17 protein-coding genes are annotated in these 21,929 nt (G+C 33.9%); all 17 read right to left on the reverse strand.

Going from position 1 to position 21,929, the window contains the following annotated elements:
* Nucleotides 1–85 precede the first annotated feature (85 nt).
* On the reverse strand, nt 86–1,318 hold the full coding sequence (gene pepT, locus G7082_RS12495) for a peptidase T (protein WP_166035381.1): 1,233 nt from the start codon (nt 1,316–1,318) through the stop codon (nt 86–88).
* Between the two features lie 13 nt (nt 1,319–1,331).
* A complete protein-coding gene (locus tag G7082_RS12500) occupies nt 1,332–2,453 on the reverse strand; it encodes a Nif3-like dinuclear metal center hexameric protein (protein WP_166035383.1) in 1,122 nt (373 codons plus the stop codon).
* Complete coding sequence (locus G7082_RS12505) at nt 2,450–3,151, reverse strand: tRNA (adenine(22)-N(1))-methyltransferase (protein ID WP_166035385.1); 702 nt, start codon at nt 3,149–3,151, stop codon at nt 2,450–2,452. The genes G7082_RS12500 and G7082_RS12505 overlap by 4 nt, the downstream gene beginning before the upstream one ends.
* A 128-nt stretch (nt 3,152–3,279) precedes the next feature.
* Complete coding sequence (gene rpoD, locus G7082_RS12510; protein ID WP_166035387.1) at nt 3,280–4,401, reverse strand: RNA polymerase sigma factor RpoD; 1,122 nt, start codon at nt 4,399–4,401, stop codon at nt 3,280–3,282.
* A 21-nt stretch (nt 4,402–4,422) separates the two neighbouring features.
* A complete protein-coding gene (dnaG, locus tag G7082_RS12515) occupies nt 4,423–6,264 on the reverse strand; it encodes a DNA primase (protein WP_166035389.1) in 1,842 nt (613 codons plus the stop codon).
* A gap of 139 nt (nt 6,265–6,403) precedes the next feature.
* The gene (locus tag G7082_RS12520) at nt 6,404–8,719 is read right to left on the reverse strand and encodes a cation-translocating P-type ATPase (protein WP_202983109.1); all 2,316 of its coding nucleotides are present in this window, start codon (nt 8,717–8,719) and stop codon (nt 6,404–6,406) included.
* 118 nt (nt 8,720–8,837) lie between these two features.
* Nucleotides 8,838–10,391, reverse strand: coding sequence for a PASTA domain-containing protein (locus G7082_RS12525; protein ID WP_166035391.1), 1,554 nt, complete (start codon nt 10,389–10,391; stop codon nt 8,838–8,840).
* Nucleotides 10,384–11,058 carry an ABC transporter ATP-binding protein gene (locus G7082_RS12530; protein WP_166035393.1) on the reverse strand — a complete coding sequence of 225 codons (675 nt, stop codon included), beginning with the start codon at nt 11,056–11,058 and terminating at the stop codon, nt 10,384–10,386. Before G7082_RS12530 ends, G7082_RS12525 begins: the two co-directional genes overlap by 8 nt.
* A 14-nt stretch (nt 11,059–11,072) precedes the next feature.
* Complete coding sequence (locus G7082_RS12535; RefSeq protein WP_166035395.1) at nt 11,073–12,629, reverse strand: ABC transporter permease; 1,557 nt, start codon at nt 12,627–12,629, stop codon at nt 11,073–11,075.
* Between the two features lie 104 nt (nt 12,630–12,733).
* Nucleotides 12,734–14,809, reverse strand: coding sequence for a glycine--tRNA ligase subunit beta (glyS, locus tag G7082_RS12540; RefSeq protein WP_166035397.1), 2,076 nt, complete (start codon nt 14,807–14,809; stop codon nt 12,734–12,736).
* A 1-nt stretch (nt 14,810) separates the two neighbouring features.
* A complete protein-coding gene (glyQ, locus tag G7082_RS12545; protein ID WP_166035399.1) occupies nt 14,811–15,710 on the reverse strand; it encodes a glycine--tRNA ligase subunit alpha in 900 nt (299 codons plus the stop codon).
* A 286-nt stretch (nt 15,711–15,996) separates the two neighbouring features.
* Complete coding sequence (gene recO, locus G7082_RS12550) at nt 15,997–16,770, reverse strand: DNA repair protein RecO (protein ID WP_238842654.1); 774 nt, start codon at nt 16,768–16,770, stop codon at nt 15,997–15,999.
* A gap of 76 nt (nt 16,771–16,846) precedes the next feature.
* Nucleotides 16,847–17,752, reverse strand: coding sequence for a GTPase Era (gene era, locus G7082_RS12555; protein WP_166035401.1), 906 nt, complete (start codon nt 17,750–17,752; stop codon nt 16,847–16,849).
* A gap of 12 nt (nt 17,753–17,764) precedes the next feature.
* Nucleotides 17,765–18,166, reverse strand: coding sequence for a diacylglycerol kinase family protein (locus tag G7082_RS12560; protein ID WP_166035403.1), 402 nt, complete (start codon nt 18,164–18,166; stop codon nt 17,765–17,767).
* A complete protein-coding gene (ybeY, locus tag G7082_RS12565) occupies nt 18,144–18,620 on the reverse strand; it encodes an rRNA maturation RNase YbeY (protein ID WP_166035405.1) in 477 nt (158 codons plus the stop codon). Before ybeY ends, G7082_RS12560 begins: the two co-directional genes overlap by 23 nt.
* A 1-nt stretch (nt 18,621) precedes the next feature.
* Nucleotides 18,622–20,820 (reverse strand): HD family phosphohydrolase, encoded by a 2,199-nt coding sequence (locus tag G7082_RS12570; RefSeq protein ID WP_166035407.1) that lies wholly within the window; start codon nt 20,818–20,820, stop codon nt 18,622–18,624.
* A gap of 31 nt (nt 20,821–20,851) precedes the next feature.
* Nucleotides 20,852–21,811 (reverse strand): PhoH family protein, encoded by a 960-nt coding sequence (locus G7082_RS12575; RefSeq protein WP_238842655.1) that lies wholly within the window; start codon nt 21,809–21,811, stop codon nt 20,852–20,854.
* Between the last annotated feature and the right edge of the window lie 118 nt (nt 21,812–21,929).

A 21,929-nucleotide genomic window follows, 5' to 3' on the forward strand; every position in this document is an offset into this window, starting at 1 on the left:
CATGATAACTCAAAAACATAAGAAAATAAAGTCCATACTAAGCAAAAAAACAGGACTAGTCAGAAACTAATCCTGTTTATATAGATTATTTTTCAGCATTTACTTTCGCAATTTCAACGATTAATGACGTTGCTTTTTGCATACTTTCAACAGCCACAAACTCAAAACGTCCGTGCATGTTTTCGCCACCAGCAAAAATATTTGGTGTAGGAAGTCCCATATAAGAAATTTTAGAGCCGTCAGTACCACCACGAACTGGTTCTGTGTTAGGTTTGATGTCTAAGTTTTTCATTGCTTCTTCAACTAAAGTCACAATACTCATGTCTTTTTGAATCACTTCAGCCATGTTGTAATATGAATCGCTCATATCTAACTTAATACGGTCTTGACCGAAATCTTTGTTGAATTTATCAACGATTGATTGTAGCAATGCTTTTCTTGCTTTGAATTTGTCCATGTCGTGATCACGAATGATGTAAGACATAGAAGCTTGATCAGGTACACCTTTTAAATCTAATAGATGGAAGAATCCTTGATAACCGTCAGTTTTTTCAGGAACTTCATCTTGTGGTAAGGCATTTTGTAAATCAATTGCTACTTGTAGAGCGTTGATCATTGTATTTTTAGCTGTTCCTGGGTGAACATTTTTACCTTCGATTGTAATTTCAGCGCCAGCTGCGTTGAATGTTTCGAATTGTAATTCTCCAACAGGTCCACCGTCCATTGTGTAAGCAAAATCAACGTCAAATTGTTTCACGTCAAATTTATCTGCCCCAATACCGATTTCTTCATCTGGTCCAAAAGCAACCATGATTTTACCATGTTTAATATCAGGGTTTTTAACTAAATATTCCATTGCTGTCATAATTTCAGCAATTCCAGATTTGTCATCAGCTCCTAAAAGTGTTGAACCATCTGTTGTAATTAATGTTTGACCTTTATAGTTTAAAAGATTAGGGAAATCAGTTGTAGTTAACTTGAATTTGCCTTCTTTATCTAAAGCGATGTCTGATACACCATCATAATTTTCTACAAATTGAGGGTTAACGCCGACAGCATTAAAGTCAGCTGTATCCATATGAGCAATGAATCCCATACTTCTTACTTCTTTATCCATATTACTTGGTAACGTTGAGATTAAGAAACCATTTTCCTCATTATAGAAGACGTCAGACATACCGATTTCTTCTAATTCTTTTTTAAGAACCTGAGCAAAATCGACCTGCGTTTGTGTTGTTGGTGTCGTTGTGCTTGTTGGATCACTTTGTGTTTCTGTTTGAACATACTTGATAAAACGAGGTACTAAATTTGTATACATGTTTTTCTCTCCTTTAAATAAATTCAAATGGGTTGGTATTTGTTTCACTCATAATAAATGAAATATCCCAGTTGTTTTTAGCTTTCCATGTGTTGAACAACTCAACGTATTTCTCTTTGCAGCGTTGTTCAATGTAGTGTCCTGGATCGATGACAGACAATTTTTCTTCAATCATGTCATGGGCTGTGTGATAATACACATCTCCAGTAATATAAACGTCAGCGCCTTTTCTTAAAGCGTCTCGGTAAAACTTCTCCCCGCTCCCACCACAAATGGCAACAGTTTGAATTTGTTTATCTTTTGTATCCGTTATCAATCTTAACCCATCAAGATTAAAAGTACGCTTCACTTTCTGTGTGAATTCGATTAAAGAAATAGGTTCTTTTAATTTTCCAATACGTCCTAACCCGTAAGTATCTTTCATATTGGTAATGTCAAAGATATCAAAAGCAGGTTCTTCGTAAGGATGAGCCTTAATAATTGTTTGAATCACTTTAGACTCTAATTTTTCTGGAAAAATAAATTCAAGCTTATCTTCTTCAACAACTTCAATCTCATCTAAACTACCAATGTAAGGTTTTGCTTCGTTGATTGGTTTAAAGCGACCTTGTCCATTTGAAGTAAAACTACAAAACTCATAATTTTCACCATAACTGCCCACACCAATCTTACCTAGTGCTTCTCTTAAAATCAAGCTATGACTTCTTGGTGTATAAATAACCAATTTTTTGTAACCAAAACGATGAGTTGGAGTAATAAAATCAACCACCTCTAACTCTAAATCTTCACAAAACCAATCGTTGAGCCCTGGTTTAACAATATCCATGTTCGTATGTGCTGCATACACACTAATGTCATGTTTTAGTAGATCTGCATACATTTTAGTTTGGAAATCATCAGTTGTCAGTCTTTTGATAGATCTAAAAATAGGCGGATGTTTTGCTACAATCAAATCAATTTTTTTATCAATGGCCTCTTGAACGACTTCTGGACGAACGTCTAAGGTCATCATTACCCGGTTAATCGGTTTATTTAGTGTCCCTATATGTAAACCGACAGGATCTCCTGCTTCAGCTAGATATTGGGGACAGTATTCTTCAAAACGATCAATAAATTCTTGACCTGTCACTTTCATTTTAACACCTCATTAACTAACTCAATTTTTTCTTTCATCTCATTTATTCTACTAGAAACATCCTTAGTAGATTTTTCTAATTGACTTAAAATATTTTCATACTGCTTTAATTCATGCTGCCATTTTTCTTTAAATACTCGATTTTTCTCTTTTAATAGGACAGGACCAAACAGGAGTTCAGCTGCCGTTAATTCGATTTTTTCTTCCGCTTTAGTAGCAACGATTATTTCGTAAATTTTTTCATTTTCACTGATAATATCTTCGTTATCAATAATATAATTATGGTTAACCAACCATTGGCGCAACGTAGGTTCGCCAATATTTGCTTGTAGTAATAACACTTCTCTTCCTGATAACTTTCTTGTCAAGTGACCACGATTTAGAATATCTCTAATCAACGCTCCACCCATACCGCAAATTGAAATAGCCGTGACATTGTCTGATGTCTTAATAACTTCTAGGCCATCCCCTTTTCTAACAGCGATGGCTTTAGACAAATTAAGTTCGGCTACTAAATGCTTCGCAGATTGGAAAGGTCCTTCTACGACTTCTCCAGCAATGGCAGAAGTGATTTTGTTATTTAAAATTAAATTAGCCGGTAAGTAGGCATGATCTGAGCCGATGTCTGCTAAGACCGCTCCTTCAGGTACAAGTTCTCCTACACGTTCTAATCTTCTTGATAATTGTTTGTGATCCATATATCTACCTTCCCATTTCTTTTCTCATAGCATTATTATAACACTAAAAAAATAATTTTAAATGACTTAAAATAATAAAAAGGTTATAACAGAAGCTTTTTCTGTCATAACCCTTTTTATTATATTTTTTATTCTAAAAAGTCTTTTAACTGTTTAGAACGACTTGGATGTCTTAATTTTCTTAAAGCTTTTGCTTCGATTTGACGGATACGTTCGCGAGTTACACCAAATACTTTACCAACTTCTTCTAAAGTTCTTGTACGACCATCGTCTAAACCAAAACGTAAGCGTAAGACGTTTTCTTCACGATCAGTTAATGTATCTAAAACACTCTCTAATTGTTCTTTTAACAACTCATAAGCAGCATGTTCAGCTGGACTTGTTGCGTCTTGATCTTCAATGAAATCTCCTAAATGAGAATCATCTTCTTCCCCGATTGGTGTTTCTAGTGAAACAGGTTCTTGAGCAATTTTTAAAATCTCGCGAACTTTCTCAGGTGTTAATTCCATTTCAGCACCAATTTCTTCTGGTGTTGGTTCGCGTCCTAAGTCTTGTAGTAATTGACGTTGGATACGAATTAATTTGTTAATTGTTTCTACCATATGCACTGGGATACGAATTGTTCTTGCTTGATCGGCAATGGCACGAGTGATCGCTTGTCTAATCCACCAAGTTGCGTAAGTCGAGAATTTGAATCCTTTTTCGTGGTCAAATTTCTCCACAGCCTTCATTAATCCCATGTTTCCTTCTTGGATTAAATCTAAGAACTGCATACCACGACCCACATAACGTTTGGCGATACTTACAACTAAACGTAAGTTGGCTTCGGCTAATTCTTGTTTAGCTTCTGGGTCACCTTCTTTAATACGTAAAGCTAAAGCTACCTCTTCATCGGCGCTTAAGAGCGACACACGACCAATTTCTTTTAAATACATACGAACAGGGTCATTAATTTTTACACCAGCAGGAGCGATTAAATCTTCTTCTTCAGGTTTTTCTTTTGCTTGTTTTTTAGTTGTTACTTTCAAACTATGTTCACTTGGATCGCCTTTTTCATCAACGACGCTGATACCAGCATCCTCAACTTTTTGAATTAAATCGTCCATATCATCTGAGTTTAATTCAAAAGGTGTCGCCAATTTATTCGTTAAATCATTATAATAAACTGAACCCTTTAATTTATTTTCTTTTATAAATTTATTTAATTCTTTTTTGTACGCTTCTTGATTTTTAATGTTTTTTTCTGACATAAAAGAAATCCCCCTTTTAAATTAAATCGCTTTTAGCTTTTGTTGTAGTTGAATAATTTTGAGTGTTGTTTCGCCCTCTAACTCTTTATTACCAAACCTACTCGCCTCTTTCTGTTCAAACCTTAATTGATCTATCTCTTGCTCTAAAATTGCTCGTTGAATCACTAATAAACAATCTTCTAACTCTTGTTTAGTACTCTCACTACTAAAATTTTGCATCGTTACATTAATCAACACGGTTTTTAACTGATCTTCTTTTAAATAATTAAGAAAATCCGCAACTAATACTTCACCATTAACAGCTATGTAATTGTTTAGATGGAGGTACAATTCTTGATAGACATCATGAATAAAGACAATCTCATTTTTAGTTAATAAATGTTGATAACTTCCCCGCTCAGTTAAGACACGATAAATCAATGTCATTTCAGCTTTTTCAACTTGATTGACCTTTTTTACTTCATGAAATTTAGGAATGACCATTTCTCTTTGATTTTCAGAGAAACTAGGCGTTGCTACTTTGTTTTTATAATTTTGCTTTTTTGATCTTAATTCTGACTGCAACGTCTCTTTAGAAATCGCAAATTCCGTCGACAGTTGAGTCAAGGCTGAATCAACTTCAACCATTGATGACACTTTAACAAGTTCCGTTAAGAGTTCATCAATATATAATAATTTATCCGTTTCGAGCTGGATATTTTTATCACGCTTTAAATAATCTTTTTTAAACTGAAAAACAGTATCTCGACTTGTTCTAATCAGTTCATTTAAGGCATCATTTCCGTATTTCATCCGGTAGTCATCTGGATCTTGTCTATCTGGTAGAGAAACGATTTGAATGTTCATCATACTTTGAGCAGAAATTAAATCTACTGCTCGACTCGTTGCCTCGATCCCAGCGTTATCTCCGTCATAACAGATTAGGACTTCTTCACTGACTTTCTCGAGGGCATTAATTTGATCAACGGTTAAACTAGTTCCCATAGATGCAACGCCATTCTTCACACCTGACATGTAGGCCGATATAACATCCATAAAACCTTCAAATAAAATAACTTCATTCTTTTTCCTAATCTCGCTTCTGGCTTGATGGAAATTAAAAAGAATAAATCGTTTGTTGAAGAGTTCTGTTTCCGGACTATTTAAATACTTTGGCTGATCGCTAGAATCAAAGCTTTCATCCTCTAATATTCTTCCAGAAAAACCAATGATTTTCCCTTGAAAATTTGTGATAGGAAACATAATTCGTTGATAAAAACGATCTAACCAATTGCTATTGTCTAATTGAAATAGCAAACCGGATTTTTTTAGAGTATCTTCTGAAAAATTCTCTTTTTGGAGAACTTTGTACAGTAAACTCCGATCAACTGGCGCAAATCCAATTTTAAATGTTTTTATCACTTCTTCTGTTAAACCACGATTTTTAAGATAAATTAGCGCTTTTTCACCGATTTGTGTGTTCATTAAAATATGATGATATAAATCAGCTGTCTTTTCATGAACGTCGATTAATTTGTGCTCTTCTAGGACTTTAGGAGACATCGTTTGTGGCGTACTGCTTAAATTGAACGTTACCTCAATAGATGATAAATCAGCAACTTTTTCAACAGACTCTGGAAAATTTAAGCCTTCAATTTCTTGAATGAATGAAAAAACATTGCCACCTTTACCACAGCCAAAGCAGTGAAAAATCTGTTTATCTTCCGCAACTGAAAATGACGGTGTTTTCTCATTATGAAACGGACACAAGCCGACATAATTCTTCCCAGATTTCTTAAGTTGTACGTACTGCCCAACAATATCGACAATGTTGGTTTGTTTTCTTATGTTTTCGATTGTTTCTTGAGGAATTAACTCTGACATTTAGACATTCCCCCTTAACTTTTTGAAGTAATAAAAGTCGCACTGAAATCAGCGCGACTATACGACATAAATCTACAAAATAAAGTATACCATATTCTTGAAAATTTGCTAGTTTTTTGACTAATTTTCATGAAAAAAATTAAGCTCTCACTGAATCTTTAACAATTAACTTGTCTAAAATAATTTTTCCGATTAGTGTAATAACGACTAAAACAGCAAATATTGGTAATGATTCACTTGTTAACATTGATATTTCAAGTAATCCTTTGAATAACATCGCAGCGACATATGTTCCGACTGTTGTTGTAATCGCAAGGAATGAACGTAATAAATTAAACGGCATACATGCTTTAATCACTGCCATCGCACTTACTGCAATTAACATGTAATACATTAAAGTTGTGATATCAATTTGTGCCCAATTATTTGCATTTCCGTAGAAGTAAATAAACAAGACATTCAATATCACTAGAATCGCATTAGGTAAAGCTCTTCTTAGTGCTGTCGGTAAAAATTTAGTTGTTACTTTTCGCTTATCATTTTCAAAAGATAAGAAAAACGTTGGATATCCTTCAATCGCTAAATCAAGTAAAGTGATTTGGATTGGAATAAACGGAAATGATACTGCCGTTAACGCACATAAAATAGATAAGAATAAAGAATAGATTGTTTTAATAAAGAAAATACTAGACACTTTTGTGACATTATTAACGACACGACGGCCTTCAAATAATACATCAGGAAGAGTGGTGAAATCAGAATTAAGTAAAACTAAGTTGGCAATTTGGCGAGTAGCGTTATCACCTTCTGCCATAGCAATACTACAATCTGCTTCTTTAAGAGCTAATACATCATTGACCCCGTCCCCTGTCATGGCAACCACGTGACCTTGTGCTTTTAATTCTTCAACTAATATTTTTTTCTGTTGTGGAGACACACGCCCGAAGACACGGTAGTCATTAACCACTGAACGAACTTCTTCATCAGATGTTAATTCTGACAAATCAATAAATTTATCATAGTTTTCTAAACCAGCACGACGAGCCACGTTAGAAACCGTTACAGGATTATCACCTGAGATTACTTTAATGTCCACGCCTTCTTCTTTTAAATAGGCTAGCGTTTCATTGGTATTTTCTCTAATTGGGTCATCAATTTTTAAAATAGCTAAAGGTTTTAATTTAGGTAACTCACTAGCAATAATTTGTGTTTCTTCACTAACTCCTAGCATTAAGACACGGTAACCTTCTTTTTGAGCCTCTTCAATATCAGCGGGTAACTCAGATTCAGCAAATAATCTTTCTGGTGCACCTAAAGCAACCACACCGATTGAATCTAAAACCATAGCTCCCCATTTTCTTTCAGAAGAAAAACTAATCACATCTTCTGCTGCAAATTTTGTTGAAATTGGGTAATGATTTCTAATCGCTTGCATTGTAATATTATTATCAGTTGATTGGTTTAAGTAACTACCAATAATTTCATTAAAGTCAGCTTCATAATCACTGTTTAAAATGTTAGCTTCTTGAAGTTTCATTTTTCCTTCAGTAATTGTTCCTGTCTTGTCTAAACAAATCACATCAACATGGGCTAATGTTTCTACAGAATACATATCTTGAACTAATACTTCTTTTTTTGCTAGTTTTGCTACCGCAGTTGCCAATGCAATCATGATTAACAAAACCATTCCTTTAGGTAACATCCCTAAAAGTGCTGCAGCTGAAGCGACCACTGATGATTTTAACTCACCATCACCAAAGAAGAAGGCTTCTGCAAATAAAATTAAGCCTAAAGGTACGATGACAAAACTTGTAAATTTAGCCACTTTTCTAATAGAAGATACTAATTCAGAAGTAAATGGTTTATGGATTTTTGCCTCATTGGCAATTTTTGTTGCATAGTTATCTTTACCAACATGAATAACACGGCCGTAACAACTACCACTTGAAATAAAACTTCCCGATAGTAATTCTGAGTCTGTTTCTTTTTCAATCAAATCTGATTCACCTGTTAAAAGTGCTTCATTGGCTTCGACTTGCCCACTAATTACTACCATATCAGAAGGAACTTGATCACCAGCAACTAGTTTTACAACATCATCCATTACGATATTTTCAGATGGGATAGAAACTTCTTCCCCATCTCTGATCACGATGGATTTATCTTCATTGATAATTGACAACTTAGCCACTAAATTACGAGCTCTAATTTCTTGAATAATCCCAATAGTGATATTCATTAAAATAATTACCATAAAGAATAGGTTACTAAATGCCCCTACTAATGCCAAACAAATACCAATAATTAAATTCAACAAGTTAAATAGTGTTAGAACGTTATCTTTAACAATATCCTTTGTTGATTTTGACACATCTTCATTGTAATTATTTTGCTGTCCTTGATCTATCCGTTGCTTAACTTCTTTTGAGGTTAAACCAGTTATTTTTTTATCCATGTTTATCTAATCATTCCTTTATCATTTGTTTAAAAGACTATCTTAAATATTATACCTGTTCTTCTTTTTAAAAGAAACCATCTTCACAAAAACTTTACATCTCATAAAAAAACACAAGCTATTTTTCCATAGCTTGTGTTTTGGCATCCTCTTTGTCTGATCCTCTTTCTTGTTTACCTGGCTGGTCCGCGAAACGACCATTACTAATACCAAAAGTGATATACGCATCAGAAGCAATGTATTGATTGTATAGATTCATTTTAACAATTTGACCTTTTTCTTGATCTGAATCCATGTAATAAATACCATATGTAATATTGGCACCTTTAGAATTGAAATCATCGTAAATCAATTTAGGAATATCTCCTTCTAATTGACCAAAGTAAGATTTAATATAAGGTTGTCCATATGAATAAACAACTTTAACGGCTTTAGAATCTTTTCCAGTTAAACGTGTTCCAGCTGGTACAGATTGAGAAATCACTTGGCCATAAGCCACATTATCAGCAAAGACTTGCTTGATAGAAACTTCTAAACCTTCCACAGCACTCTGAGCAGACTCAGCTGAATAATCAGCAAAGTTTGGTACAACGGCTGCTTTACCGACTGAAACTTTGACAGTCATTTTATCATGTTTTGCAATTTTTTTATTTTTTTCGATGTTTTGAGAGAGGACTTTCCCCTCTTCCACTTTATCAGAATCAGCTTCTTCATAAGTGACAGTCACAGTATTTTTTTGAGCCCATTCTTCAACTTCCGATTTCATTTTACCTGTAAAATCAGGAACTGAAATGTTCTTCTCAAAAGTTTCTTTTCCTTTAGAATAGTAAACATTGACAGAATCACGACGTTTATAAGTATCTGCTGTAACTTCTTTATCGTTAAATTCAATTTTAGTAAATTTACCTTTTTCAACTTTATCACTGTACTCAGTTAAAATATTGACATTATCAGCTTTATTTTTCTTAACAAACTGATTTGCCTCTTCTTGAGACTTTGTTTTAAAGTCAGGAAGTTTAATTACTTCTTCTGGGTTAGGACCTTCACTAATCGTAAATTTAACTGATTTACCTTTTTTAACCTTTTTACCCGGGTTAACATCTTGCTTCATGACAACATTTGCTTCTTCTTTTAAAGAGTAGGCTTGTTTCACATCAAGTTCCATTCGATTTTCATTGGCCCATTTTTTTACATCAATAATTGTTTTTTCAGCAAAGTCAGGCATTTTCACATGAGTCATTTGATAATACACCATGTAAATAGCAATTAAAGCTATGGCACTTGAAACACCGATAATGATTTTTTTGTTGCGTTGTTTCTTTTGGTAAGCAGGATCGATAGACACTTCATGAAGATCATCAAACTCTTCCTCCACTTGAGCAGATACTGAGACCGGTAGAGGAATTGCTTTTTCTTCTTCACTATCCACCATTTCTGCTTGATCAAAAATTTGCGGTTCAGCCGTTCTTAACTCTTCTGACTCAACTTCTTGTGGTGAACTATGTCTTTTACGTTTTCTAATTTTCTTAAGTTCTTGGACTTCTTCTGTTTCATTAAGTAGTGGTTCTGGTGTTTCAATTTCTTCTTTAGGTTCCTCTACTTGTTTTTCCTTTTTACTTTTCATAGTATCTTTGTAGTTATCATTTGAAAAGTTTGATAAAAAATCACTCATAATCTTTTAAAACTCCTTTTTTAAGTAAAAATGCTTTGTCAGATTGTTGAGCGATCTCTTGAGAGTGAGTAACCACAATGACGCATTTATTATGTTCGTGAGCAAGCGTCTTGAAAATCTTAACAATTTCTTGCTCCATTTCTTCATCTAAATTACCAGTAGGCTCATCAGCTAGGATAATATCCACATTAGTCGCTAATGCTCTTGCGATGGCAACACGTTGTTGTTCTCCCCCAGATAACTGATTCACAATTCGGCTGGCTTTATCTTTACCAATACCAATATAATCGAGGAGGTTATAAGCTACTTTTGTGTTATCCTCTGGCAGTTCATTTTCTGTAATCGCCATGGGAACCATGACATTTTCAACACCTGTTAAATAAGGGATTAAATTGTAATGTTGAAAGATGATACTAATATCATTTCTACGGTAATTTTCAAAACCAATTTCTTTGATGTTTTTATTTTCATAGTAGATAGCACCTTTTTTAGGTGAATCTAAACCACCTAGTAATGATAAAAGCGTTGTTTTACCAGAACCAGACTGACCTAAAATCGTATAGAATGTTCCTTTTTCAAAATCAACATTGGTATCTTTCAAGATGTAGCGCATTTTATCCCCATCTTGGTAAAAGTAATCTAATTTTCTTGCTTTTAAAATCGCCATAATTTTCTCCTCCCTTACATCATTATTTTCTTCGGATTAAGTCGCATAATATATACTAATGGAGCTATCGTAGAAACTAAAACCACACCGATTCCTACTACATAGAATAAAATGATATAAGATGCATTTAAGGAGATTTGGTAAGCATCCACAACGTCATCTTCTGAAATTTCAGTATTTGTTAATTGTCCTAATTGCATACTGTCCATATCATAGGTCATACTATCAGATTGTTCTGTTTTTTGGGTTTGGATTAACGAATTAGAGAAACCTTTAGCCAACATATTTCCTGAGAACACAGAAATAGTAATCGCAACAACTGCTACAACGACAACTTCTATGACAATTTGTCCAACAACTTTACTGCGTTTTTCACCTAAAGCTAAGTAAATTCCCAATTCATGTTTACGATCTCTTAAGAAGAGAATCGTCACTAAGGTAATGATTAAAATCGATGCTAAAACAGAAATGATTAACACTAATTTTGATATTTTAGCCATACCTTTAACAGGTCCAGCAACTTGATCATATTTATCAGAACTAATCAAAATTTTGCTATATTTAGCTTTGTTATCAGTTAATATTTTTTCAGCTTTAATTCTAAAATCTTCAACAACTTCTGGTTTTTTAAGGATATATGTTGATGTACCAAAATCATTCTCTTCAAGTTCTTTTAAGAATTGATCTTTAGATTGACCCTCAAAATTTTGTGGGAATTCTTCATAATTCTTAATAGCAATTTCTTTATTCATTTTTTGAACGAAATCATTTGGTGCATAGATTGAATTAACCCGTTCATAATAATTCATACTATCCATCATTTTCTCATCACGAGATTTCTTTTTACTACTTTTTTCAGCTTGTAAGACTTTATACGTGCCAATAATTTCTACAGGGACGTCTTTAATAACTTTCTTTTGATCGACTTTCTTCTCTTCGCCGTCTCCACTATCACCACTGTCTCCGTACATAGCTGAAAAATCTTGTAAGACATTATCGATGACCATCTTATCACCAACACGTAAATTATTCTCTTTAGCCATATCTTCTGAAATTAAGACAACAGGTTTACCGTTTTTGATTTCATCTTTTTCAAAGACTCGACCTTCTTTGATTTCAATAATATTATTCTTAGTATCTAGTATTTCATTAAAGTTAACACCTTTTACCATAAACCAGTTCATGCCAGGCATTCCAGTTTGATAGTCCTCTTCTTTAGGTTGCACCATTTTTAATTTCTCAGTGGTTACATGTCCTAGAATGGAATAATCATAATAATTTACCTCATCTAACTCACCGATTTCTTTTAAAACTTTTGGTTTTGGTGGTTTTGCTTGGTCATAAACTTTTTCGTTTTCTTGAGAATCTTTTTCTAATTTTTCGTAATCTTGAGTAACCGTAGCTACTGCCCCTAATTTTTTCTTTATCGTTGATTCCACGCTTTTAGTTCCTTGGTCAATCGCAATAGCTCCCGCCATAACATTTCCTAAAATAAAAATAACTGCAAATAGAATAAGCGATTTACCTTTTCTTCTTTTCAAACTCGCCATAGCCCGTTTAAAATAATTCATTTTCATTCACTTCCTTTTCTATCCCTTTTCATTTATTCTATCATTCTTTGATAGCGCGTGCACCTGAAACCACAAAAAAAGAGGGAATATTATCCCTCTTTTCTCTATTTGACAATTAATTTGTCAAGGCTTGCAAATGAAAGTGCCATCGTTGCAATTTCCCGTAATTGAATCAAACGGTTATTTCTAATAGCTTGATCCTCTACCATAACCATTGTGTTTTCAAAGTAAGCTTCAATTAATGGATTCAAGCCTTTTAGTGCTTCAAATAGCTCTGTTAAAGTTAATTCTTTCGCTTTTGTTTGAATCGAGCTAAATGCTTCATGTAAAGCTTTTTCTGCGTCATTTTCAAATAAAGTTGCATCAACTGAAACATTTTGGTCTAACTCTAATTTACTCGCTAAATTAATCACACGAGTTAAAGATTCAACAGTTGGTTTGAAATCTGATTGAGTGGCATTAACTTTTAAGATAGTTGCAATCTCAAACATTTTGTTTAAATCATCTTGCTTACTTTCAACCACTGCTTCGACAATATCATGACGGATATTTTTTGTGTTAAACCATTGTTTCATACGAGCCATTAAGAAGGTATGAACCGCTTCTTTTGTATCTGTTAAATGTAAACCATAAACAGTTTCATTTCCATTAATTTTTTCTTCAATGATTTTGTGTAGTTTATCAATTGGGAACTTCCAACCTTTGCTCTCAATGATACGAACATTTCCGTATGCTTGACGTCTTAAAGCATATGGATCATTCGAGCCTTTTGGTGTTAAGCCTACTGAGAAGAAGGTAATTAATGTATCTAATTTATCAGCTAAAGCTAAGACAGCTCCCACATTACTTTCAGGTAATTCACCATCACTTGATTTTGGTAAATAATGTTCTCTAATTGCTTGAGCCACTTCTTTGTCTTCGTTGTGCAGTAAAGCATAACGCTCGCCAATCACGCCTTGAAGTTCAGAGAATTCACCCACCATTAACGTCACTAAATCGAATTTGTAGATTTCGCTTGCACGTTTTAAGTGTTTCAATTCTGTTTCAGATAAACCAACTTCTTTACCAATAATTTGAGCAATTGCTCCAACACGTTCTTGTTTTTCGTAGATTGAACCTATTTTTTCATGGAATGTTACGTGTTTTAATTTTTCCACGTAAGATTCGATGGAAACTTTAATATCTTCTTGATAGAAGAATTCAGCATCTTCAAGACGAGCTTTCAAGACTTTGGCATTTCCTTTAGCCACATTATCAATGTGTTCAGCATTACCATTTCTAACGCCGATGAAGTGATTTAATAATTGTTCATTCGCGTCTAACACTTCAAAATAACGTTGGTGTTCTTTCATTGAAGTGATTAAAACTTCTGATGGTACTGATAAATATTGTTCTTCAAAATCACCAACAAAGGCTGTTGGGTATTCAACTAAATTGTTTACTTCTTCTAACAATTTTTCATCTAAAGGAATAATCCAGTTGTTTTCTTTAGCAATTACTTGAATTTGTTCTGTAATCAATTCTTTTCTTTCAGTTGGATTAACTAAAACAAATTCTTTAGCTAAAGCCGCTTCATACTCTTTGGCATGAGCAATCTCAGTGTCTTGACCTAAGAAACGATGTCCACGCGTTGTGCGACCACTTTTAACAGAAAATAATTCCATATCAACTAATTCATCGTCTAATAGACTGATTAACCAATGAACAGGGCGAATAAATTTGTAATCAAACCCAGCCCAGTGCATAGAAACAGGGAAAGTCATTTGAGTGACAACACTTGGCAAGTCTACTAAAACTTTTTCAGCGACTTGTCCTTCAATAAATTTATTAACGAAGACATATTCTTCTCCTTTAAATTCTTCAAAGAATAGGTCGTCTGGTGTTGCTTGTTGTCCGCGAGCAAAACCAATAGCCGCTTTACTCCACTCGCCTTTGTCATCTTGAGCGATTCTCTTCGCAGGTCCTTTCGCTTTTTCTTCAATGTTTTCTTGTTTTTCAGCTAATTCATTAATACGAATCGCTAAACGTCTTGGTGTTGAGAAGATTTCAATATCACTAAAACTTAAGCGATTTTCTTTTAAAAATTCAGCAGTCTTTTCAGCTAATTGTTTGGCACTAGGTGTGACTACATGAGCAGGTATTTCTTCTAAACCAATTTCAAATAAAAATTGTTTTGTCATCTTATTTTTCCTCCTCTGATAATTTTTTTAAGAGTGGGAAACCTAATTTTTCTCTCTCTTCAACAAATGATTTAGCTAATTCACGCGCCATGTTACGAATACGAGCCAAGTAACCAGCTCTTTCTGTTACAGATACAGCACCGCGAGCATCTAATAAGTTAAATGTATGACTACATTTTAAAACAAAATCATAGGCTGGGTGAACCAACCCTTTTTCAATACAACGTTTAGCTTCTGTTTCGTAAGTTTCAAAAAGACCTAATAGCATCTCTTGGTTACTTACTTCAAATGAATACGTTGAATGTTCAAATTCTGGTTGAATAAAGATTTCTCCGTATTTTACCCCATTCGTCCATTCTAAATCATAGACACTGTCAACTTCTTGGATATATGAAGCCAGTCTTTCGATTCCGTATGTAATTTCAGAAGTCACTGGTTTACACTCAAGACCACCTACTTGTTGGAAGTAAGTGAATTGGGTAATTTCCATTCCATCTAACCAAACTTCCCAACCTAAACCAGCACAACCCATTGATGGATTTTCCCAGTTATCTTCAACAAAACGAATGTCGTGTTGCAAGGGATCAATTCCTAATAATTTCAAGCTCTCTAAATATAATTCTTGAATGTTTAAAGGAGAAGGTTTCATCACAACTTGGAATTGATGATGTTGGTATAAGCGGTTCGGATTTTCTCCGTAACGACCATCATTAGGACGTCTCGAAGGCTCAACGTATGCTGCGTTCCAAGGTTCTGGTCCAATAGCTCTTAAGAAAGTATAAGGACTCATTGTTCCTGCACCTTTTTCAGTATCGTAAGATTGCATTAACATACAGCCTTGGTCTGACCAATATTTTTGTAGCGTTTGAATCATTTCTTGTACAGTTAATTTGTGACTCATCGTTTCTTCCTCCTTCAATTGTATACAAAAAGTCCCTATGTTTGCCTAAACAAACATAGGGACGATAATTTTTAATATCGCGGTTCCACCCTACTTCCAATCCTAATTCGATTGGCAGCTTCGTTAGCTTACTCAAGAGTGCCTGTTCAAAAAAATCTTATTTCTTGGCTTCCACTTACCCAAAATCGCTTTTAATGAAGATTATTTCTACTTTTCTCCGTCTACGTAATTTATATTTATTGTCTTATATTAAGCCTAAACGTACCTTTTGTCAATATGAAAGCTACTATTTATCGACTTTCAGCATGTTTTCCCAGGATTTCATTTGGTTGATAAATTTTTTACTTTTCAAATGAATCCCTACATACTCATCGTAAATGTTGTCTAGGGTTTGACGAATGGCTAATTTAGTTTCATCCTTTAATTTGATACTACTAATTTGTTGATAATTAATTCGTGAAAATATCCGTATAAAATGAATGGCTTTACGATCAAAATGAGAGCGTCGTTCATCCATCCCGTAATGACTCTCACACAACAGCCCAGAATAAGCATAAGAAAAATCAAACTGACCATCTGTTTTTCCGCAAACAGCACACCCATTCCAATTTACCTTCACACCGAACCGCTCTAACAATTGAACTTCAAAGATATTTGTAATAATCTCTGGATCATAACCCTTTTCAAGCAGTGTTAAAGCTTCTAAGGTGAATCCGTAGAGTGCTGGATCGTAGACACCATCCTCAATCGCAACATCCACTAAATTTAGTATATAAGTAGCATAGGCCGAGATAAAAATATCTTGTTGGATGACTTTGAAAGGAGTTATTTCTTTGACATTGTTCAAAAAAGATAATCCTTCTGTTTTAATATCTGCAATATAAACTGCTTTGGTGAAAGGTTGAATAGCTGCTTGAAAGGGATTGTTTTTTCGATTGGCATTTTTGACAAAAAACATTTTTTTCCCATGAGACTCTGTAAACAGTTTAACTAGTTTATCTTTCTCCCGGTAATTTTTTGAGAATAAGACAAGCGCTTGAACTTCTTCTTGATGTCTCAAAATAAACACTCCTTTCATTTGATAAAAAGATAGAGGTTGACAACAATTGTCAACCTCTGTCACAACTTCATATTTATTAGTAATCCATTTCACGGTAACCAAAGTTTTGTAAGTCTTTTTGTTTATCGCGCCAATTTTTTTGAACTTTTACCCATAATTCAAGGTAAACCTTATCTCCAAGTAAGTTCTCAATATCTTTACGACTTTTCACACCAATATTTTTAAGCATTTTACCACCTTTACCGATGATAATACCTTTTTGACTATCTCGTTCAACGATAATAGAAGCTTGGATATGAACTTTATCAAATTCATCACGTTTCATACTTTCTGTTACCACTGCAATCGAGTGAGGGACTTCTTGTTCAGTTAAATGAAGAACCTTCTCACGAATTAATTCAGAAACAATAAAGTACTCTGGATGATCCGTCACTTGATCCTCTGGGTAAAACTGAGGACCTTCTGGAAGATCTCCTACAAGAGTTGTTAAAAGTGTTTCCACATTATTTCCTTCTGTTGCAGAAATTGGAATAACTTCAGTAAATTTAAATTCATCTTGATAATCTTTAATGATTGGTAATAAATCGTCAGGTTTTACTGTATCAATTTTATTAATAATTAAATAGACAGGTGCTTTCACATTTCTTAAACGCTCAATAATAAAATCATCACCACGTCCTCGTGGTTGATCCGCACTTACCATGAATAAAACAGCATCTACTTCACGTAAAGCACTATAAGCCGTCTCTACCATAAAATCACCTAGTCTCGTTTTAGGTTTGTGGATACCAGGTGTATCGATGAAAACAATTTGTTCTTCTTTTGTAGTGTAGACACCTTGAATTTTATTACGTGTTGTTTGTGCTTTGTCACTCATAATCGCAATTTTTTGAGCCACAATTCTATTTAGCAATGTTGATTTACCAACATTTGGACGTCCAATAATCGCGACAAAACCAGACTTGAAACCTTCTTTATACATTATATTCCTCCATTATATTATCAATTGCCATATTTTAGGTATAAAAATAATGGCACCTATTAAACTAGCTAAGATGGCACTTAAAAACACTGCTCCAGCAGCCATATCTTTGACTTTTTTTGCTAAGAGAGCGTACTCGTGATTGGTAACTAAATCGACCACTGTCTCAAAAGCCGTGTTGATTGTTTCAGTAATTAAAACCATGAAAATGGAAACTAAGACAAACAACCATTCTATCCTACTTATATTGAAAAACAAACTCATCATGACAGACAACGCTGTTAATAGCAAGTGATACTTCATGTTCCGCTCTTCTTTTAAAACAGTGAGTAAACCAGCTAACGCATGTTTCAATGATTCTAAAAATGATTTGTTCTTTCTTGTTTGTTTTCTATCTCTTAAGTCCATAATCATCTAAGATCTTTCTTTGCAGACCAAACATTTCTTTTTCATCTGGTTCAGTCATATGATCGTATCCATTTAAATGTAAAAAACCATGGACAACTAAAAAACCTAACTCACGTTCAAAAGAATGATTGAATTCATTAGCTTGTTCTGTAATTTTTTCGACTGAGACAATAATATCTCCTAAATTTCTAGGAATACCAAATTTAGAAAAATCAAGGGACATTTCATCAATGCCCTCATCTTCTAAAGCAAAACTAATGACATCTGTTGGGGCATCTTTTTCACGATACTTCCGGTTGATTTCATGAATCTCCTCATTCGTTACAAAAGTTACTGACATTTCAGTGTCATCTGCTAACTCTAAACTTGGGGTTTCTGAGGCAAAATCAATGATATCACTTACCAATTTTAATTGTTCATCAGTTATTTTATTTGTTTTATCAACAATCGTAATGTCCATTTTAAACTTTTCTTCCTTCCTGCTCTTGTTTCATTTTTTCTGCTTCTGACTTCATTTTTGGATATTTAATCCTTGAATGGAAGGTGCTACATAAGCCATCTACAATTGATTTTTCAATGATAGCAATTTCGTTTAATGTTAAGCCACTTTCGTTTAATTGTCCATCATCAAGTCTCGAGCGAATGAGACCATGTACAAACTCAGCAATTTTCTGATTCGTTGGGTGATCCATTGCCCTGACAGCTGCTTCAGCACTGTCGGCAATATTGATAACTCCGGCTTCTCTTGATTGAGGTTTAGGTCCTGGATATCTAAAAGTTTCCTCGATTGTATCGGCATTTCTTTCTTGTTCTTTAATATAAAAATATTTCATTAAAGTTGTCCCGTGATGTTGCTGACACACATCAATTACAAACTGTGGCATTTTAGCTTCCTCTAAAATTTTAACCCCTTCAGTCACATGACTAAAAATAATTTCTTTACTATCAGAAGGTAATAAGAAATTATGTGGGTTCTCAACGCCATCAGGTAAATTTTCCACGAAAAAGTTAGCATGTTTAATTTTCCCAATATCATGATAATAACAAGCCACTCGTGTTAAGAGTGATCTGCCACCAATTTCAGCTACCGCATTGGCACTCAGACTTGCTACCATCATACTATGATGATAGGTCCCCGGTGCTTCTTGGAGCAATCGTTTCAATAAGGGTTGGTTTGGATTACTCAATTCGTTTAATATAATCACGCTATCATCTGTAAATAACAACTCTATATAAGGATGGAGACCAATGGATAAGATAAACGAGAAAATTCCGCCTGCTGAGGCGATAAATAAACTAGTTAAGGTCTTACTATCCCCAAAGTCTAACCCTTGATATGCGGTTAAAATAGCGATAAATACAAAAGGCACAATTATCAGTAAAAAGAAAGCCGACTTAAGCTGTGACTCAATCCTTTTTCTAACTAAGAAAGTCGCAATACATCCACTAAATGCGTAGAATAAAGTGATAACTAACAAGGATGTTGTTCCTGCCAAATTATAGAAAATAAAAATTGAAAAGATTGATTGGAACATCGCTACTAAAAGTCCCCATTTACGGCTCATAAACATTGTTAAAATAACTGGAACGAATGCTGATGGGAAAAGAAGAGAGACATTACTAAACGTATCTTTTTGGAAAAGATAGAGTAACTTCATAAAGAAGATCGAGATTAAAATACTACAAGCATAAAAAATAATATTCTTCATGACGTTTTCTTCATCGTCTTCTGTTTTAGAAATGAAATAAATCAACGACAACTGTAAAATTAACGTTAAAACAAGAGCTAACATTGGAAAAACAGAAGTTGATTGATTCGTTAAACCTAACATTTTTATTTTTTCCATTGCTTTAGAATCAATTTGTTCAGCTTCTCGAACAATAATCTCACCTTGATAAATCATGACAGGTTGAACGTTATTCTTAGCATTTTCTTTCATTTGCTCAGTTGCTTTTTCATTTGCCACTTCATTTACGACAACGGTTTTATCAATGATTGTATTCACTGATTGCCTCATGGTTGTCGTGATATCAATATATTGAAGACGCTCCTTAGCAGTTTGTTTTTCTGTTTGTAAATTAGTATTTCTAATTTTACGATTCATCACCTCGCCAATAACTGATGCACTTTCTTCTTTAACACGCTTCAAATCACTTGTTGAATAAGAAAAAAGTTGTTCATAGAAAGAATCTGGGTAAGATTGAAAATAAGCTAAATCATTTGGGTTTAGCTTTTCAAACTGTGATTTTAGCATAGGTATTTTTTCCTCTACACTAACTTCACTAACAGTTTTTTTATCTTTGGCTTTACTTACATTTTCATTGTAAGTTTTCTCTGCATCAGCATTAGTTTTTTCAACCATTTCAAATAGTTTTGCTACCAAAGCTTCTTGAGCGTCTGATTTAGTGGAATCATAGGTATATTCCGGAGAAACACTTTCAACCGCCAAGCGTTGCTTTTCTTCTGTCTCAGATTTATTTTCAACCGTCTTATTTGCCCGAATTGTTTCTTCTGCCAACTGACCTTCTTTAAATACTTTTTGTTTTTGCTCAACACTCCCGCGCATAAAAACAAACAAAACAATTGACATGACAATTAAAATTACCGGAATAAACTTTTTATCTAATAAATTCGGTATTTTCTTTATATCGAGTTTCATTACTATCCCCCTTTATTAAATCAGCCACCGTTTAATCATTAGAATAGGCTTTAATTATATCGGCTACTACAGGATGTCTAACAACATCATTTGTAGAAAATTCAATAAATTTAATTTTTTTAATATCTCTCAAAATACTCTCAGCATGGATTAAACCACTTGGTATACTTTTGGGTAAATCGATTTGTGTCGGGTCCCCATTAATAATCATTTTAGATTGGTTACCTAATCTGGTTAAAAACATTTTCATTTGTGATTTCGTTGTATTTTGTGCCTCATCAAGAATAACAAAGGCTTCTTCTAATGTTCGTCCTCTCATATAAGCAAGAGGAGCAATTTCAATAACGCCACGCTCCATTAAGCGATTGGTGTGCTCCATCCCTAATATAAGGTACAGCGCATCATAAATCGGTCTTAAATAAGGATTTACTTTTTCTTGTAAGTCCCCAGGTAGAAAACCTAAGCTCTCTCCTGCTTCAACGGCTGGACGCGTTAAAATAATTTTTTCAACTTCACCATTTTTAAGTGCCGCAACAGCCATACAAACAGCTAAAAATGTTTTACCGGTACCTGCTGGACCAAAACCAAAAACAACATCATTTCTTTTGATGGCTTCTACGTAATTTTTTTGCCCTGTATTTTTAACTCTTATTGGCGTTCCTTTTGAATCTTTAATAATTGTTTTTTCGTACAAAGATAAAAAATTAGCTAAATCTTCTTTTTTTGCCATTTGGACAGCTGTAATAATATCTGTGGTATTTATTTTGTGTCCTCGTAAAGCTAATTTTTGAATATTTTTTAAAATTTCATGAGCGTAGGTTACATTGGGTTCAATCCCCGTAATTTTAATCACTTCACCACGACTCGTAATAGTTAAATTTAAGTATTCCTCTAACATGGTTAAATGCTTATCGTGAGCCCCGAATATTTCGTTAACCTCAACTTGTTCACTTAAAATAATATCAATTGATTTTTCATCTACATTTGCCAAATAATCTACAGCTCCTTTAATAAACTATCATTACTAAATAATACCATAAATATCGGTTATGAAAAAGGGAGAGCTAAAATTAGACAAAAAAATAAGCAGTGAGTTATACACTCACTGC

This window comes from Vagococcus hydrophili (assembly GCF_011304195.1).
In the GTDB taxonomy this organism is placed as follows: Bacteria; Bacillota; Bacilli; order Lactobacillales; family Vagococcaceae; genus Vagococcus; species Vagococcus hydrophili.

Excerpts from the sequence above, each read along its gene's own strand:
- pepT (WP_166035381.1), bottom strand. The coding sequence starts at position 1,318 with ATGTATACAAATTTAGTACCTCGTTTTATCAAGTATGTTCAAACAGAA.
- ybeY (WP_166035405.1), bottom strand. The coding sequence starts at position 18,620 with ATGGACATTACGATTGTTGATAAAACAAATAAAATAACTGATGAACAA.
- G7082_RS12535 (WP_166035395.1), bottom strand. The coding sequence starts at position 12,629 with ATGAATTATTTTAAACGGGCTATGGCGAGTTTGAAAAGAAGAAAAGGT.
- G7082_RS12570 (WP_166035407.1), bottom strand. The coding sequence starts at position 20,820 with ATGAAACTCGATATAAAGAAAATACCGAATTTATTAGATAAAAAGTTT.
- G7082_RS12530 (WP_166035393.1), bottom strand. The coding sequence starts at position 11,058 with ATGGCGATTTTAAAAGCAAGAAAATTAGATTACTTTTACCAAGATGGG.
- G7082_RS12560 (WP_166035403.1), bottom strand. The coding sequence starts at position 18,166 with ATGATTATGGACTTAAGAGATAGAAAACAAACAAGAAAGAACAAATCA.
- rpoD (WP_166035387.1), bottom strand. The coding sequence starts at position 4,401 with ATGTCAGAAAAAAACATTAAAAATCAAGAAGCGTACAAAAAAGAATTA.
- G7082_RS12525 (WP_166035391.1), bottom strand. The coding sequence starts at position 10,391 with ATGAGTGATTTTTTATCAAACTTTTCAAATGATAACTACAAAGATACT.
- glyQ (WP_166035399.1), bottom strand. The coding sequence starts at position 15,710 with ATGAGTCACAAATTAACTGTACAAGAAATGATTCAAACGCTACAAAAA.
- dnaG (WP_166035389.1), bottom strand. The coding sequence starts at position 6,264 with ATGTCAGAGTTAATTCCTCAAGAAACAATCGAAAACATAAGAAAACAA.
- era (WP_166035401.1), bottom strand. The coding sequence starts at position 17,752 with ATGTATAAAGAAGGTTTCAAGTCTGGTTTTGTCGCGATTATTGGACGT.
- glyS (WP_166035397.1), bottom strand. The coding sequence starts at position 14,809 with ATGACAAAACAATTTTTATTTGAAATTGGTTTAGAAGAAATACCTGCT.
- G7082_RS12520 (WP_202983109.1), bottom strand. The coding sequence starts at position 8,719 with ATGGATAAAAAAATAACTGGTTTAACCTCAAAAGAAGTTAAGCAACGG.
- G7082_RS12505 (WP_166035385.1), bottom strand. The coding sequence starts at position 3,151 with ATGGATCACAAACAATTATCAAGAAGATTAGAACGTGTAGGAGAACTT.
- G7082_RS12500 (WP_166035383.1), bottom strand. The coding sequence starts at position 2,453 with ATGAAAGTGACAGGTCAAGAATTTATTGATCGTTTTGAAGAATACTGT.